General features: G+C 39.1%; 10 protein-coding genes. All 10 read left to right on the top strand.

Features of this window, described 5'->3' with window-relative positions; genetic code table 11:
* Nucleotides 1-88: 88 nt before the first annotated feature.
* The 10 genes from APAR_RS06480 to APAR_RS06435 all read left to right on the top strand — a co-directional run bounded on the left by APAR_RS06480 (nt 89) and on the right by APAR_RS06435 (nt 16,054).
* A complete protein-coding gene (locus tag APAR_RS06480) occupies nt 89-370 on the top strand; it encodes a hypothetical protein (RefSeq protein ID WP_041654085.1) in 282 nt (93 codons plus the stop codon).
* 185 nt (nt 371-555) lie between these two features.
* The gene (locus tag APAR_RS06475) at nt 556-2,616 is read left to right on the top strand and encodes an Sgo0707 family adhesin (protein WP_012809345.1); all 2,061 of its coding nucleotides are present in this window, start codon (nt 556-558) and stop codon (nt 2,614-2,616) included.
* Between the two features lie 264 nt (nt 2,617-2,880).
* On the top strand, nt 2,881-5,472 hold the full coding sequence (locus APAR_RS07205) for a Spy0128 family protein (RefSeq protein ID WP_012809344.1): 2,592 nt from the start codon (nt 2,881-2,883) through the stop codon (nt 5,470-5,472).
* A 138-nt stretch (nt 5,473-5,610) separates the two neighbouring features.
* On the top strand, nt 5,611-7,038 hold the full coding sequence (locus tag APAR_RS06465) for an isopeptide-forming domain-containing fimbrial protein (protein WP_012809343.1): 1,428 nt from the start codon (nt 5,611-5,613) through the stop codon (nt 7,036-7,038).
* Nucleotides 7,039-7,063: 25 nt separating this feature from the next.
* Complete coding sequence (locus APAR_RS06460) at nt 7,064-8,038, top strand: class C sortase (RefSeq protein ID WP_012809342.1); 975 nt, start codon at nt 7,064-7,066, stop codon at nt 8,036-8,038.
* A gap of 493 nt (nt 8,039-8,531) precedes the next feature.
* Nucleotides 8,532-8,975 (top strand): LytTR family DNA-binding domain-containing protein, encoded by a 444-nt coding sequence (locus APAR_RS06455; RefSeq protein ID WP_012809341.1) that lies wholly within the window; start codon nt 8,532-8,534, stop codon nt 8,973-8,975.
* A gap of 72 nt (nt 8,976-9,047) precedes the next feature.
* Nucleotides 9,048-9,566: a DUF3021 family protein gene (locus APAR_RS06450; RefSeq protein ID WP_012809340.1), complete on the top strand. Its 519-nt coding sequence runs from the start codon at nt 9,048-9,050 to the stop codon at nt 9,564-9,566.
* A 354-nt stretch (nt 9,567-9,920) separates the two neighbouring features.
* Nucleotides 9,921-14,177: a GH32 C-terminal domain-containing protein gene (locus APAR_RS06445; RefSeq protein WP_012809339.1), complete on the top strand. Its 4,257-nt coding sequence runs from the start codon at nt 9,921-9,923 to the stop codon at nt 14,175-14,177.
* Between the two features lie 206 nt (nt 14,178-14,383).
* Nucleotides 14,384-14,698, top strand: coding sequence for a PTS sugar transporter subunit IIB (locus APAR_RS06440; RefSeq protein ID WP_012809338.1), 315 nt, complete (start codon nt 14,384-14,386; stop codon nt 14,696-14,698).
* A gap of 69 nt (nt 14,699-14,767) precedes the next feature.
* Nucleotides 14,768-16,054, top strand: a complete 1,287-nt coding sequence (locus tag APAR_RS06435) for a PTS sugar transporter subunit IIC (protein ID WP_012809337.1) — start codon at nt 14,768-14,770, stop codon at nt 16,052-16,054.
* Nucleotides 16,055-16,130: the final 76 nt, after the last annotated feature.

Below are 16,130 nucleotides of genomic sequence, written 5' to 3'. Positions count from 1 at the left end.
TTGGAAGGGGCTGGTACGCCAACCCCTCATTTTTTTGGCTTTCCTGCATTTTGCTTTATCATTGACTTTCATAAGGAGATGATATGGCATGGATAAAGCAGCTCGACACATTAGAACATTTTCAATGGGTTTTCTTATTTCGGGAATTTTGAGTAGTCTCATTGGCGCGTACTATCTGTTTGTGAAAGCCGGCATTTCTTATCAAGATCCTCCTCTTAAGTTGCAAATTCAGTATGCGATTAATATGGGTATTGGTGAGAAAATGTTCTTGCTAGGTCTCACCACATTGTTTATTGGTTGTATAGGCATTACTGTTGCATGGATTTGCACTAAGACAGAGAAGATTCAGAAGCCAAAAACTATTAAATAAGAGAATTTCTTTGGTATAAGAATTAGGATATCAATAGATTGCTATTGCTCGAGTAACAACGTAGTACTTATCAATTGGATTTACTTTTTATGTGAATGTGACTTTTTCTCAAAATTTGGCTACTATTAAGCAATAAGATATAAGAAAATAAGACCGTATTCTGCACATCTTTCAGAGAGGCAATCATGAAAAAGAGTTTTCTTAAGAGAATCTCGGTTTTTCTAACCATGATTATGGCATGCTTGGTTATGTTTGTTAACACAGCTCAGGCATTTGATCGCCAGAAAGACGATAGTGATCTTACTCAGATTAACATCTATCAGTTCACTATGACCAGGGATAACATGACTGTTCTCTCACAAGGGGATGGGGTTAAACGCGTGGAGATTCCTGCGTCAGATACAGGTAATCTTCCTTCAACAGCTTTTGTTATGCAGCCTACTAAGGATGGCTCTAACCATCAGTATAATCAGCCACTTTCATTGAAGTTTTCTAATGCTGGCACCGTTGATGGTGAATCCGTTGATGTTTATGTAACGGTTAATTCTTTGGACCTTACCCTTAAAAATACAAATGCAGACTACAATAATCCTAATAAGACTGATGTTCCGTTTTTGACTGTTGATGAAAACTGGGGAACAAAGTCTTTCTCGCTTATGGATTATATTGATGTGAATCACCCTAGTTATACAGCAGACATGCTTGGATCCTATGCAATTAACGCTAATGTAACTATGGAATTAAGGTACTCTGATGGAACGCCGTGCAACCTTAAACTTGTCATGCAGCCAAGTGATATTGACGTTTTAAATGGCGGCACAAATGAGACTTTTTCTCTGGTAAATGCAGAGAGCACCGTTGACAGTATTGTTATGAGCAATAGAAATGTTCTTACAGAAACTACAAATGGTAATAAAATAACGTGGAATCCAACTCGTCCAACTTCTGGAAACGATCAAGAAAAAAATCTTGCGGGTTTTGCTGTTAAGTCAAAGTCCAATTCATTAACTTTTGAGTCTACAAGTGCTGCTACAAGTGGTAGCCTTTTTGGTGCTTATACTGAAGTGATAAGTCCAGCTCCTGTAAAAGCGGTTGATCCAGAGCAGGCTCCTGCTAAGGCTGGGGAAGAAATTACTTACACTGGAACATTTACTTTACCAAGACAAGGCATTGATACTATCGGCAAGATCAAGTCGATGAGTATGGTTGATACGTTTGATGAGCGTCTTGACTATCAGAGCCTTAGCGTTTCGTTTGATGGACAGACTCTTACTGAAGGCACCGATTACACCGTTTCTGTCGATGGTCAAAAGGTGACTGTAGACATTGATGCTCATTTACTTACCAAAGAAAATGGCGGTAAAAAGTTTGTCATTACGTATAAAACTCTAACTAATTCAAAGATAGAGACTGACAGTTCAAATATTGATAATGAGCTTACCCAGGTTGTTGACGGTAACATTGCTCACTCTAATAAAGTAACCACAGAGCTTCTTTATGAGAAGACTCATGAGTACGTTAGTGGCACCCCTAATAAGGAACTTCCACAAGAGGTTCTGGATTTACTTCCTGGTAAGCAGACCAGAATTCCAAACGGCACAACTGTTACACCTGATCAACCACTTGGTGGAGTAACTCGTGTTGAAACTTCTGATGGAACTTGGGTGTTCATTGGTTACGATCACGATTCTGAGATTATTGATCACAAGAACGCACACTTCATTGGTGTTTGGGTGATTTTGCCTCAGCCAAAGAAGGACGTTCTTGATAGTGAGGGTAATTCTATTGATGGTAATAAGGTAACTGCAGGACAAGTACTCACTTATTCTGTGACATATACCAATACCACCAATACTGCTCGTGATGTTACGGTTACTGATGTTATTCCAGAGCACACAACTTACGTTGATAATTCTGCTGATAACGGTGGAGTTTATGATAAGGCTACTCGTACTGTAACCTGGACGAAAAATGTTGCACCTGGTGAGACCCTCACGGTTACTTTCCAAGTTAAGGTTAATAAGGGCGTTAAGGATATTACTGTTGTGAATACTGCTCACGTCAGTGATGGTCTCATTGACACCGATACTAACACTACAAAAAATCCTGTTATACCTAAGCCACGTAAGTCTCGTGTTCCAAATACTGGTGACAACACAATGCGTGATGTAATTATTGTTGCTGGTTTAGGTGGAATAGCTCTTCTTATAGTTATTGTTTTAAAACTTCGCTCTTCGAGAAAGTAACGTATAAGAATAAAATTGAGATGATTATAGACTGATATCGTTTTTACTGTAGACATCCATCTTCTGATTGAGGAGATGGATGTTTTTTAAAGTTTAGATTTGAATTGAATGTACAAAACAGTACGTCATCCTGCAGGTATATTTTAGTTTGATATATTTGTAAAAAGCGTGAATCATTTGTTTCAAGAGACTTTATTTGTTACTCTAAGAGAGATATTTTATAGGGCGTAATATGTACAAGATGATAGTTTATTTGGAGAATTGATGAGTTCACAGAAGAACACTTCTATATGGACATATACTTATAAGAAGCAGCTGAGAAGGCTAATATTTTTCCTTACAGTGTGTATGATTGCTTTTGTGGGTCAGTTTGTTGCGGGCGCTCGTGTTGCCTATGCAGAAGACCCTCAGATTAATACTCCACCGGTACATAAAAAGACCATTAGTCCTAATACTGATGGAACATATGATTTAACACTTACCATCAAAGGTGAAACGTCTGCTGCTTCGGAAGAGCAAAAGGCAAATGTATTAGTCGTATTTGATAATTCTTCTAGTATGACAGCTCAGACTGGTGGCGGTGAAATGCGTCTTGATGCAGCAAAGCGCGTTGTCAATCAGCTTTCATCAACCATTTTAGGAATCAACAGAAATGCTCAAAAAGATGTCGTAGAGATGGCTCTTCTTTCATTCAATGAAAAGCCAAACTTAGAGTGCGGTTGGACTGCAGATCTGAATGAATTTCAAAGAGCAACAAATAATATGGGATTTCACACTGGCACAAACTGGGAGAGCGCGTTAGAGCGTGCAAAAGTTCTTGCTGATCAAAAAGCAGCAAACGGTAATCCTACGTATGTTATTTTTGTTACTGATGGTCTTCCTACACAAGATAGAAATGGCTGGGTACGAAACAATCAAATCGGTTATGAGCATGCACTTGATGAAGCTCGTGCTATTGGCTCAGCAGGATATCATTTCTACTCAGTATATATGTATGGTGGACATGCCTATTTAAGGCAGTTGACTAACTATGCATACACAGGAAACCCCTTTGGAAATCCTGGTGGAACGTATTATTATGAAGCAAATAATACGGCTCAAATGGAACAAGCTTTTAAAGAAATCGCTTCTGTTATTACGAAGTCAATCACTTATAAAGACGTTACCATTAATGACGGTCTTGACACTGTAAATATGGACTTTGCTGGCAATGGCACCCCTCAATACGTACTTAAAAAAATTGCATCAGATGGTACTGTTCTTGCAAGCTATGATTCGACTACCGGACAAACTGTAGGAACATGGGATTTTGTAAAGCCAACATTTAATACTGCAAATAAGACAGTTTCTTGGTCACCTGAACGAGATTCTTCTAAAGTGCTTGAAAATGGTGTGACATATTCCATTACTATTAAGACTCAGCCAACACAGGCTGCGTACGATGCTATGGCTGATGGTACATCACTGCATGATGGTGATAATGACGGCGACGGTACAAATGATTCTAAAGGCCTATATTCGAATGATAACGATAAGGCAAAAATTTCTTTTAGGACTATTTTGACATCTAAGTCTTCAAATGGCACCGTGACTACAAAAGTGGGCGATCCAACTGAATCACCTTATAATAAACCTGTTTTTGCGCCAGTTACATCACAGCTTACAATTACAAAGCAGTGGGCCGGTGATGATCATGATCAAAGCAATGCCAGTAGACCGTCTGTACTACGTGGTGTAGTGACTCGCGATGCCGGTACCGCAAATGAGAAGAAGTATGATGTTACTCTTACAAAATCGGGTCCTAATACCTATACAACAACTTTAACTAATGTTCCTGCGGGTCCTACTGGTCATACGTATGAATTTAAAGAAGAGTCACTTCCATCGTACTACGAAGCATCTGCAGTAACTGCGTCTGCGCAGGGAAGCTCATCTGCTAACGGATCAGTGGTTACTCTCAAAGGTTCAACTGTACAAACAGGTTCTTTTGAACTAACAAATACCTATAAGGCAAAAGGTGAAGTAACTCTAAGTGCATCAAAAGTCTTAAAAGGACGCAATCTTGAAGACGGACAATTTAAGTTCGAGCTTAAAGGACAAGATGATGCAGTTCATCAAGAAAAGACTAACGATGCAAGTGGTACTGTAACATTTGACAAGATTGAGTATAAAACTCCAGGTACATATAGATATACCATTACTGAAAGCCAGGGTGGCGGCACTGGTTATAAAAATGATACTCATACAGAAAATGTTGTTGTTGAAGTAACGGATAATGGTGATGGCACACTTACCGCAACTCCAAAATATGATGCCGATGGAGCAGTATTTACAAATCAGTACGTGGCCGTACCTCTAGGAGTTCTTAAGAAAAGTTCAGATGGAGTTACTGCCCTAAGTGGAGCTAGGTTCACATTATATGAAGATGATGGCAATGGTTCGTACGGACCAGAGGATAGACCAGCAACTGTATATAGTGATGACGCACTTACTTCTGTAATTTCTAATGGAACAGTAACTACAGATAATCAAGGTAAGGCACTGTTCTATGGCTTGGTAGCTGGTAAAACCTATTGGTTAAGAGAGACTCAGGCACCAGCAGGATATAATCTTGATACTCAGGCACACAAGATTATTGTTAATGCAGACGGTGATATTTCTACTGTTAATACTGATGGTTCAGAGGTTTCTTTACCTAAGAAAGATAATGTAGCAACTATTACTATTTCTGATGAACCTATACCTGGACTTCCAACAACTGCAGGTGCGGGTATTGTAGGTATTGTTTCTGCTGGCGTAGCGCTTACTGCTGTAGGTGGTGTTGCTTTTGCTAAAAACACTAGACGAAGGAAGTAATAAAGCGCGTTATGAACGATTGGTGGAAAAATAAGTAGTTTATGTGTTCTGAACTAAAGTACATTTTTTTAAAGTAGGTTAAGTTACTATTATCAAGGGTTATGTTTTAGTTAACCTGAGATTAAAGAAGGGAAAAGAATGAAATCAATAGCTAAGAGTATTTTTAGTAAGATTTGCTGCCTCTTTTCAGCAGCTCTTCTAATTTACTCACTGGTCCCGGTTCAGGCTTTTGCTAATCCAACAAGCGGCACTGATGTTGCGGATAGCAAGGTTACTATTAATGGTCTTGAGTCTGGCGATGTTGTAAGTGCATATTTAATTGCTGATGCAGACATTGATGCTGCAAATAACTTAACGTATAAGATGGCTGACGGTCTGCCAAGTGCTTACAATACAATTGATAAGATTGCAGCTGTTGCTACTGACGGTTATACCTTTACTCAGGGTACAGATATGCAAAATGCTGCCGCAGCAATTGCTGGTGCCGTTACAGCAAATCCAGCTGCTGCTACCGCAACGGCTGGCAGTGATGGCTCCGCTAAGCTTACTCTTGGAAGTGGCTACTATCTCGTTCGTGTTACCACCGCAAGTGGCAAGACTCGCGTTTATCAGAATATGGTAGTTGACGTAACTCCTAAGGTTGATGGCGGAACATATAAGTCTCGCGATGTTGCTCCTATTGATGTTAAGAAGACTGACGTAACTGTTAAGAAGACTGTTGGTTCTGAGTATAAAGAGTCAACCGATAAGTACAGCGTTGGTGATAGCGTCCCATTCAAGATTAATACTGCTGTTCCTAATTATCCAAAAGATTCTAAGAACGCAACTTTTACTATTGGTGATACACCTTCTGCTGGTTTAAAGATTAAGACTGACACCATTAAAATTAATGGTCAGAAAGCTGTATCAGGTGCAGACTACACTTTGACAGCTTCTGAAACTGGCTACACCATTGAGTATTCTAAAGACTATGTTCTTGCTCATCCTGGTGAGGCAATCGAGGTTACTTATGAGGCAGAGCTTACTTCCGATGCTTTCTCTCATAGCGCTACTGATGTAACTGGAAACACTGCTACTGTTACTTTCAACCCAAATCCATATGAGAATAAGACTGTTACTCCTAACAGCAACACTACAGTAAAGACATATGGTTACGTCTTTAAGAAGACTGATCCAGAGGGCAATCCTCTTCAGGGTGCTACATTTACCCTTACGCTTGATAACGGTAAAGTACTCACTTCTACTTCTGATGCAAACGGTTATGTTTACTTCTCTGGTCTTGCAGCAGGTCACTATAAGATTTCAGAGACTGGCGTTCCTTCTGGATACACCAAAGTCAACGACATTGAGTTTGATTTAAGCGATACTACTGCTACTGCTGATAACCCAGCTACAACTGATGTCGAGAACAATTATCTGGTTAATTCACAGAATGTTGTCGATAATAGGCAGCCAGTTCTTCCAGTAACCGGTGACGCTGGAACCTTTATGTTCACTGCTATTGGAACCGTTCTGCTTGTTGCTGGTGTAGGCGCTATTGTGTATTCTAGAAAGCAACGCGCATAAAGAGTTCTAGTATTACTGTTTAATCATGGCTAATCCAAAACACATGATGGCTGTATTGAAAGCAGGAGAATCAAACGATTCTCCTGCTTCTCTTAATGCCTCGGATAAAGGTATAGAAAAAAAGAAGCGTGCGCGCGTATGGCTAATTATGTCGATTATTGTTTTGGTTGCTGGTGTTGCGTTAATTAGCTATCCATTTGTAAGTAACTGGCTTAACCAACTTACTCAAAATAATGTGAGTGCTACCCAAGAAAATACAGTAGTTACAATGTCTAAGACAGACCTTTCTTCTGAAAAGGAAAGGGCAATTGAATTTAATAAGCACCTTCGTGATGGTGCTTCTAGGGTTATTGACCCCTTTGATAGCAAAGAATCTATGCCAGGGGTTACTGAATATAAAGAAGTGCTGAACATAGCAAATGATGGTGTTATGGGAGAGCTTATAATACCAAAAATTTCAGTGAATCTTCCTATTTATCACTTTACAACTGATGATGTGTTACAGCATGGTGTTGGTCATGTAGTAAATACTTCTGTGCCAATAGGCGGGGAGTCAACGCATACTGTTTTAGCAGGTCATACCGGTCTGCCTACCGCCCGTATATTTGATCGACTCAATGAACTTCAAGCAGGTGATTGGTTTATTATTCATGTTCTTGGGGAAGATCATGCGTATAGAGTAACTTCTACTGAAGTAGTTTTACCTAATCAGGTAGATAGTCTTTTTATTGAGCCAGGGAAAGATCAAGTAACGCTTGTAACGTGTACTCCTTATGGTGTTAATACTCATAGGTTATTAGTACATGCAGAGCGCACGGATGTTCCTGCCGAATGGAACGATCAAAATGAGTTGACTAATCGTTCCATTGATTCTTCGGTAGATATGAGTCGACACCCAATATTATTCTCTATTTTGGGTATTGTATGTGCTGGTGTAGTTGTCAGTATTGCGGCTTTTATCGCTAAACGTACAAAAGTTTTTTCAAAAATAAAGAAGTAAATTCTTTTCAGAACGGCCACTATTAAACAAGAAAAAATGGTACGGAGCATAGGCTTAGGTTGATATGAACAGTGTCTTATAGCTTGGGAGTTATGTTTTTATTGCTTGCGGTTGTATGTGTAGTGTTCTATCTCAACAAGAAGTCAGTAATAGAAAGTAAGTAATTTTATTGACCAAGTTAATTAGTTGCTTGTGTCATAACATTAGACTGATTCCAGGATTCTTTTGGAGTCAGTCTTTTTATTTAATTTGTTTTGCAGTTAGCAGTGCATAGTAGCTGTTGGCGTGTAATTTTAATAATTTTCTATGTGATAAAGCATATACATGCTAAATGGTTTTTTTGCTTTAAACAGTGTTTAAAATGCAAAAGGACGCACTTTATTTGCTAATTAGTGCATTTGGGAAATATAAGACATTATATAAGGGTTATAACGATTAAATTAAAGGTGCCTCGAGGTAAGAGTCTCTGTCAAGTTAGTTGTTTGGATGGGTCATGGAAATTCGCGTAGTAGAAGAAAAAGGTCGCTCACAAATTGAGGTGACCATTTTAAGTGGGCCAGATAATCCACGCGTTGCTGGGATTGTTCGCCAACTACAAATGGCTGATGGCAAGCTTTCTGGGTATATTCCTGGAACTATTAATCGACGTATGGTGTTTCTTGCGGATGTAGCATGGGTTCAAACAAATGGAAGCATGGCCCTTATTCATCTTGCAACAGGAGAAACGCTTGAGAGTTCCAGCCGCTTAAATGAGCTTGAAGGAGAACTAAGTGATACGGAATTTGTGCGTATTTTTCGGCAGGAATTAGTAAATTTGGATCACGTTACAGGGATTAGTCCAGCAGGATCTGGTCGCATGTTACTTTCTTTGGGTGAGAAAAAACTTGTTGTTTCAAGAAAGTATGCTCCAGAGTTTAAACGCCGTATTGGAATTTAGCGGGTGCTTCTTTTAGTGAGTGCTTCTAAAAGTAAGGGTTTCCAGAATAGTTTTATAAGGTAGGGAGGAAAAATGGTACTGAAAAAACAGCAGAGACAGAATGATTGTAATGAGGCTTTCGAAAAAGAAAGTGAAGATGGAATTAGCATAACAACTGCAGAGATACTGCAAAAAGGTGGATTTGCTGGAGCGGCTTATTTTACAATTATTTCGTGCGTCTATTCTGTTATTGCTTTGCTTGGAAATTTTGGTAACAGGCAAAATAATATTTTAGTTTTGACGATTGCTTTAGCTGGAATAAGCATGGGAATTTTTCAGCAGCTTTGGTTTAATTATCAGCCATGTATTTTACGGTTGAGTTATTGGAAGCGCTATTTAGGCTTTAATGTATGCCTATTTATTACGTTAGTTATCTTGGCTTATGTTGGAGAGTGGTTGCCAAATATACTCGAGGCGTGGATTTCATTTGTTGGTGTGTATTTGGTAATTCTTTTTGTTTCGACGCTATTTTTTAATAGAGAATTTAAGCAGGAACAATTGGCGTATCAAAAGGCATTTGAGAAGTATCAAGAGACACGTCGTTCACAATGATGGAATTGAGGTTATAGCGTAAATCCTACGTGTATTACAATTTTTATAGTAATTTCTACTACCGCCTTTATTTTTTGAAGGCGGTTTTATTTTTTAGGATGCAATTTTGCCAGCATGAAAGTAATAGATGTATATAGATGAATAAACAAAATTGCGAGAAGTATTGATATAAATATTAAAATAATTTAGAAAGTCTTTAAAGCATCTAAATTATTTTTAATCATTCATCAATTAATCTTGATATTAGATAAAAAACGTATCTAATAATACTAAGATACTACAAGCTTGGTGTTTTTTAAGCGTCCAGGACATTTAGACGTTTAACGTAGTTTTATTTTAGATGTAGGGAGTAGCATGGAAGACCAACACGATACATCATATAAAAAATGGTTTATGGGAAAAATTGGTACACATAGAATCGCGGGCTGTTTGCTTGCAGCATTAGGTGCATTCATGTTACAGATAGGTATTTTTGGCGTTCAGGAGGCTTTTGCTAATCCAACTTCTACATCGTCACCAGTCGTAGAGGTTCGTCAGCAAGATACATCACCAGATTCTTCTTTAGGTAGTACAGAAAAGTCTGCTCAAACTAATCAGACAGTGCATGTAGACCAAGATGCAGAGGCTAATCAAACATCCGATGATGTAAAACAAACTTCGGCAGAAGCACAAGATAAAAATCAAAGTACCGATGAAGTAAAAAATGACAAGGTAGATGTTGCAGAGAAAAAAGAAGAAGTGCCAGCTTTATCATCAGCAGTAGAGTCAGAGAACAAAACTGAGGTATCCGCAGTAAGCGCAGAAAATCAATCTGGATTTAAAACTAATCTTGAAGATACGCACGGTGATCAAAATGGAAACTGGGAAGCTCGCGAGGATGGTCTGTATAGCGACGCCCGTGGTAAAGGCGACAGTTTCTTTTATTCTCAAAGTAAAGGCAAGAACTTTGTATATTCAACGGATGTAACGTTTTTGAGTAAAGAGGGTGCCGCAGCACTTGTCTTTAGAAGTAACAACGACCCAAATAACAAGAATAGCTATGCTGTCAATATTGATGGAGGAAGTAACAACGTTAAGTTTTGGCGTTGGCAAGGTGGTCGTGATTATCAATTTATTAACGAGAAGCACATCGAGCCAACAGCAGATAATACCTATCACCTAAAAGTAGTGTCTATAGGCTCTTGGACATCTTATTACGTTAATGATGTGTTAGTTGCAAGTTTAGGCGACTATACGTTACAAAGAGACGATAAGGGCCAAAATACCTATATTTCTGAAGGTTATTATGGACTTTTGAATTGGAACAGTCAGGTACGTTTTCAAAATACGTTTTATAAAGAAATAACCGAGGAAGAAAGCCCCGAACTTAAGGACATTACGGTTACTTCCAAGACAGGTACAGTAGAACAAAAAGGTCAGTTTACTTCGCCAGTTACTATTCAGTATGTAAAAAATAATGCAGCTTCGATTGATTTGAATATCCAACCAAAGAATAGTGCTGCTAAGATTCAAGTTACTGATGCAGCTGGGCATGTATACAGTGATTTTAAGAATATTCCACTTGCGGTTGGTGCTAATTATTTGACAGTTACTAGTACTATCACTACTGATGATGGCCAGGATGTTAGCGTAACTTATAGGTTAAATGTACATCGTAGACAGGCAGATGAAGTTTACTATAACGAGCTTTATCGAGATCAATATCACTACTCAGTTAAAGATGGATGGGCAAACGATCCTAACGGATTGGTGTATTACAAAGGTGTCTATCACTTCTTCTATCAGTTCCACGATGACACCAAATGGGGTCCCATGCATTGGGGTCATGCAACCAGTACTGATTTAGTTCATTGGAAAGAACAGCCTATCGCATTTTATCCTGATGCTAATGGCGCCATGTTCTCTGGCAGTATTGTTGCTGATCCTAATAACACTTCCGGCCTTTTTGATAATGGTGAAGGTGGGCTGGTAGCACTTATCACAGCAGATGGTAATGGTCAGCGCATTAAACTTGCATACAGTAAAGATGAAGGTAGAACTTGGACAAAGGTCGATCAAGTTGCAGCTGACTGGACAGATGATCCATTACAGTCCCAAGACTTCCGCGATCCTAAGGTCTTCCGCTGGCAGAATAAGTGGTTTATGGTTGTGGCTGGCGGTCCTTTAAGAATTTACTCTTCAGATAATTTACGTAATTGGAAAGTAGAGTCTACCTACCCTAATCTACATACTGAGTGTCCAGATCTTTATCCCATTAAAGCTAACGATGGAACCATCAAGTGGGTTTTATCGCGCGGCGGTCGTTTCTATAAAGTGGGAGATTTCAAGCAGGTAGACGGCAAATGGACGTTCGTTCCAGACGCAGAGTTTGAGCAAGCTGATCAATCCATGAATTTTGGTAAAGATTCGTATGCAGCGATGACATATTATGTTCAGGATTTTGGTACTACTGAAAATCCAACGTTGCCAGAACTTGTTGAAGTTAACTGGATGAACACCTGGGATGATTATTGCAATTTAGTAGCTAATACCGTTGGACAGAAATTCAACGGAACATTTAACCTTAATCTTAAACTTGGTCTTGTTAAGCAAGATGGATCGTATCGTCTGACACAGACGCCTATTGATGCATACAAGTCTTTGCGTCAAGAGGATAAGGCTATAACTCTAAAAGATGTTGATATAGACGAGAAAAGCGATGCGCTTAAGGGTTTCTCGGGAGATCAGTACGAAATTGTTTCTACATTCCGCCCTGGTAAAGATACTAAAAAAGTTGGATTTAATTTGCGCGTAGGTGGAAATGAAGTAACAAGAGTCGTATATGATTTGGAAACGGAAACGCTCTCCATTGATCGTAGCAAGTCGGGCATTATTTTGAGCAATAAATTTGCTCAGGTAGACTCCCAGTCAGTAAAGAGAAACGCTGACGGTAGCATTGATTTACATATCTATGTCGATAGAGCGAGTGTTGAAGTGTTTTCTCGCGGTAATACCGTGGCGGGGGCCAATCAAATATTCCCTGCACCAAGTAGTCTGGGTGTAAGTGCATTTGCTGAGGGCGGTACTGCTAAGGCGGATATAACGCTGTATCCTTTGGCTAGCACGTGGACGGATAAAAAAGAAGCAACAAAGCCGCTTGAGCTGGTACAAGCGTCACCAGTTCAAAATAACGTATATGTTGGAGATACTGTTGAGCTTAAAGCATACGTAATGCCTTCAACTGTACCGCAGGACGTTGTATGGAGCGTTGATAATCCTGATTTAGTTTCTGTTAAAGAAGAGGGGAACAAGCTCTTAGTAACAGCGCTTAAAAAAGGAACCGTTAAAATTACTGCAACATCAAAATCTGACCCAACGTTGTCTAAGGAATTTACTGTTTCTATTTCTCGTAACGATTTCAAGACAAACGTAAAAGATTTAACGTCTGTGGCTGGAAAATGGTATGTCGACGGAGAGAGTCTATACGATAAAAATGTGAGCGCCAATGATTACTACATGGGAAAACAGAAGATTCCATTCCCTGAGTATGAGCTTGATGTTGATATTAAATATCAAAAAGGTCTCATCAATATTTTCTATGCATCAGAAAACGTTGATCCACGTAATGCGTATTCTGTCCAATTTGGAGACAACGATGCGGTTCGTTTGTATCGTTTTATGGGAGATACTATTGCAGAAGGTAGTATGAATGGAAAACGTCTTAATGACGGAAAATTCCATCATGTTAAGGTAATCAAGGGTAAAAACAGCGTAAAAGTTCTTGTCGATGGGGTAGAGTACCTCAACCATACATTTGATACTGTAGATTCATACTACAACAATGCATATGTTGGCCTTGGACTATGGGATGGAGATCTAGAAGTTCAGAATCTTTTTGTAACTAACCCTCATGCTTCTAAGGTAAATAAAGAGAATCTTCAAAAAGCGGTTGATAAAGCAAATGACGTTGATATTAGTTTGTATACAGAGGAAACGGTAAGGGCCTATCAAGAAGCTCTTGCTCAAGCCAAGCAAGTTTTGGCTAATGAGAACGTGGAACAGTCAGCAGTTGATGCGGCAGCTCAAAATCTTAATGATGTTTTTGGAAAGCTATCAGCAAAGCTTGTATATCAGGTTACCCCTGATGAAGGTGTAAAAGAACTTGTGTTTAGTAAGCCAGTCGTGAATATTATTACTGAAACAATTCCGTTTAAGAGACAAGAGCGTACTAATCCAAATCTTAAACAAGGTTTACGTCGATTAATTACTGCAGGAAAGAACGGTTTACGACGTATCCTTGTTGAGGTTTCTGGAGATGATCGCAGGGTAATTGAAGACAGTACAGTAGACTCAGCTATAGATGAGATTGTAGAGGTCGGTACGCAAACAGCTTCTCAGAATGGTACAAACAATCAACAAACGGCGCCAAATGATGCTGTGACTACTAATGAAACATCTGCTGTTAATCAATTAGCACAAACTACTACCACAGATACCTCTACAAAAACTTCTGATGGATCACTTCCAAATACAGGTGTTGTAGATCAAGTTGCTGTTTCGGCAGGATTAACGTTACTGGGTTCGGGATTGGTTGCAGGTAGTCGTAAGAAAAAGAGAGACAAGCTGGACTAGGGTAGTAATATAACTGTTGTATAGATTTTCATAGCCCGATTTCATGTATGAAGTCGGGCTATTGTTATGTTAATAGTATCTTTCAGGTTATTTGACGTTGACGGAATAATAGCTACCTATAACCTATTTCTTTTGAAAGATCTTAAGCGTATTAGAGTGCAAGTGTTAAATTAAAGCATGTTTACAGTAGCTTTAAGGAGCAAATTATGGCTGATTATAAGATTCTTCTTGTGTGTTCAGGTGGAATTTCGACTTCTCTACTTATGAAAAAGATAGAAAAGTATGCAGAAGAACATAGTATGGATATTAAGGTTGATGCAGTTGGCACCGCAAGCTATGAAGACAGAGTTTCTGACTATGATGTGTTGTTGCTTGGGCCTCAAGTAGCTTATAGAAAAAAGCAAATTGCTGATTCCGTTGCTATTCCTGTTGCAGTTATTGCTCCTCAAGACTATGCCTTTTGCAATGTTGAAAATATCTTAAAAGAAGTTGATGCATTGCTCGGAAAGAGCAATGCGTAAAGCTAAGAGGTTATGAGAAATTGTTATAAGAAGTGTTTTTAACGTTCGTTGTGAGAAGGAAGGGAACAAATGGAGAAGTTACAAAAGTTTCTTGAAGAAAAGCTGGGACCGGCAATGTCCGTTCTCGGGTCTAATCGGTATTTACTGGCGGTAAGAGATGGTGTTATCGGAGCGCTTCCTCTTATTATCGTAGGTTCCTTCTTTTTGATTATTGCGTTTCCTCCTATCCCTCAAGATTGGGAAATTTATAAGTTCCTTTCTCAAAATGCCGCAAAGATTCTTCTTCCATATCGAATGACCATGTACATCATGGCGCTTTATGCCGTTTTTGGAATGGGAAACAGTCTTGCTAAATCATTCAAGTTAGACGGGCTTTCTGGCGCGATTCTATCCGTTATGGCTTTTCTTCTTACCATCAACCCAGTTAACGTGTTAAAAGATGCAAACGCTGGTGTAACTGGCTTTGTTATTCCTATGGCAAATCTTGGATCTGCAGGTCTTTTTGTAGGTATTATTTCAACTTTTATTGCAGTTAATATTTATCGTTTTACACAGCACTCTAACTTTAAGATTACAATGCCTGAACAAGTGCCTGAATCAGTTTCTCGATCTTTTGAGGCACTTACTCCAACGCTGCTTGTTATTCTTCTTTTTGGCTCCATTACTTATTACTTTGGATTTAACTGGAATGCAGCCATTACCACTCTCATCAAGCCTCTTGTGTATGCAACTGATAGTCTTCCTGCTGTTATGCTTATTTCGTTGCTCTATGGATTCTTCTGGTTCTTTGGTATTCATGGTGCCTCGATTGTTGGTTCAATCGCACGTCCTTTATGGCTTACTTTGCTTGAGGCAAATACCACTGCAGTTGCCGCTGGCGTTGCAGGAACTCAACTTCCTTCGATTAGTGCGGAGCCGTTCTATCAATGGTTCATTTTCATTGGTGGTGCTGGTACAACAATTGGACTTGCAATTTTGCTGGTAACTGTTTGTAAGTCTAAGTATGCAAAAGATCTTGGTCGCATTGCATTTTTCCCGGCGCTCTTTAACATCAATGAGCCAATTATTTTTGGTGCTCCTATTGTTTTGAATGTTACCCTTGCAATTCCTTTTGTGCTTACACCTGTTGTGTGTGGAGTTATATCTTGGTTTGCAACAGTGCTTGGTCTGGTAAATCGCGTATCAGTTAACGCCCCTTGGACACTTCCAGGACCTATTGGTGCATATCTTGCGACTGGTGGAGATTTCCGAGCTATTATTTTGAGTATTGTTTTGATTTTAGTTTCAATTTTGATTTATTATCCATTCGTAAAAGTTTGGGATAAACAGAATCTCTCTCAAGAGCAGAATGCATAATATGTGAATAGAGTAATTATATAGGTGCGATAGATACGGCTTTGATGTACAGATTTGTCATCGAGGCCGTATCTTT

The organism is Lancefieldella parvula DSM 20469 (assembly GCF_000024225.1).
Lineage (GTDB): Bacteria > Actinomycetota > Coriobacteriia > Coriobacteriales > Atopobiaceae > Lancefieldella > Lancefieldella parvula.
This window is presented reverse-complemented; position numbering and strand designations above follow the sequence as displayed.

Excerpts from the sequence above, each read along its gene's own strand:
- APAR_RS07205 (WP_012809344.1), top strand. The coding sequence starts at position 2,881 with ATGAGTTCACAGAAGAACACTTCTATATGGACATATACTTATAAGAAG.
- APAR_RS06465 (WP_012809343.1), top strand. The coding sequence starts at position 5,611 with ATGAAATCAATAGCTAAGAGTATTTTTAGTAAGATTTGCTGCCTCTTT.
- APAR_RS06435 (WP_012809337.1), top strand. The coding sequence starts at position 14,768 with ATGGAGAAGTTACAAAAGTTTCTTGAAGAAAAGCTGGGACCGGCAATG.
- APAR_RS06440 (WP_012809338.1), top strand. The coding sequence starts at position 14,384 with ATGGCTGATTATAAGATTCTTCTTGTGTGTTCAGGTGGAATTTCGACT.
- APAR_RS06455 (WP_012809341.1), top strand. The coding sequence starts at position 8,532 with ATGGAAATTCGCGTAGTAGAAGAAAAAGGTCGCTCACAAATTGAGGTG.
- APAR_RS06480 (WP_041654085.1), top strand. The coding sequence starts at position 89 with ATGGATAAAGCAGCTCGACACATTAGAACATTTTCAATGGGTTTTCTT.
- APAR_RS06445 (WP_012809339.1), top strand. The coding sequence starts at position 9,921 with ATGGAAGACCAACACGATACATCATATAAAAAATGGTTTATGGGAAAA.
- APAR_RS06475 (WP_012809345.1), top strand. The coding sequence starts at position 556 with ATGAAAAAGAGTTTTCTTAAGAGAATCTCGGTTTTTCTAACCATGATT.
- APAR_RS06450 (WP_012809340.1), top strand. The coding sequence starts at position 9,048 with ATGGTACTGAAAAAACAGCAGAGACAGAATGATTGTAATGAGGCTTTC.
- APAR_RS06460 (WP_012809342.1), top strand. The coding sequence starts at position 7,064 with ATGGCTAATCCAAAACACATGATGGCTGTATTGAAAGCAGGAGAATCA.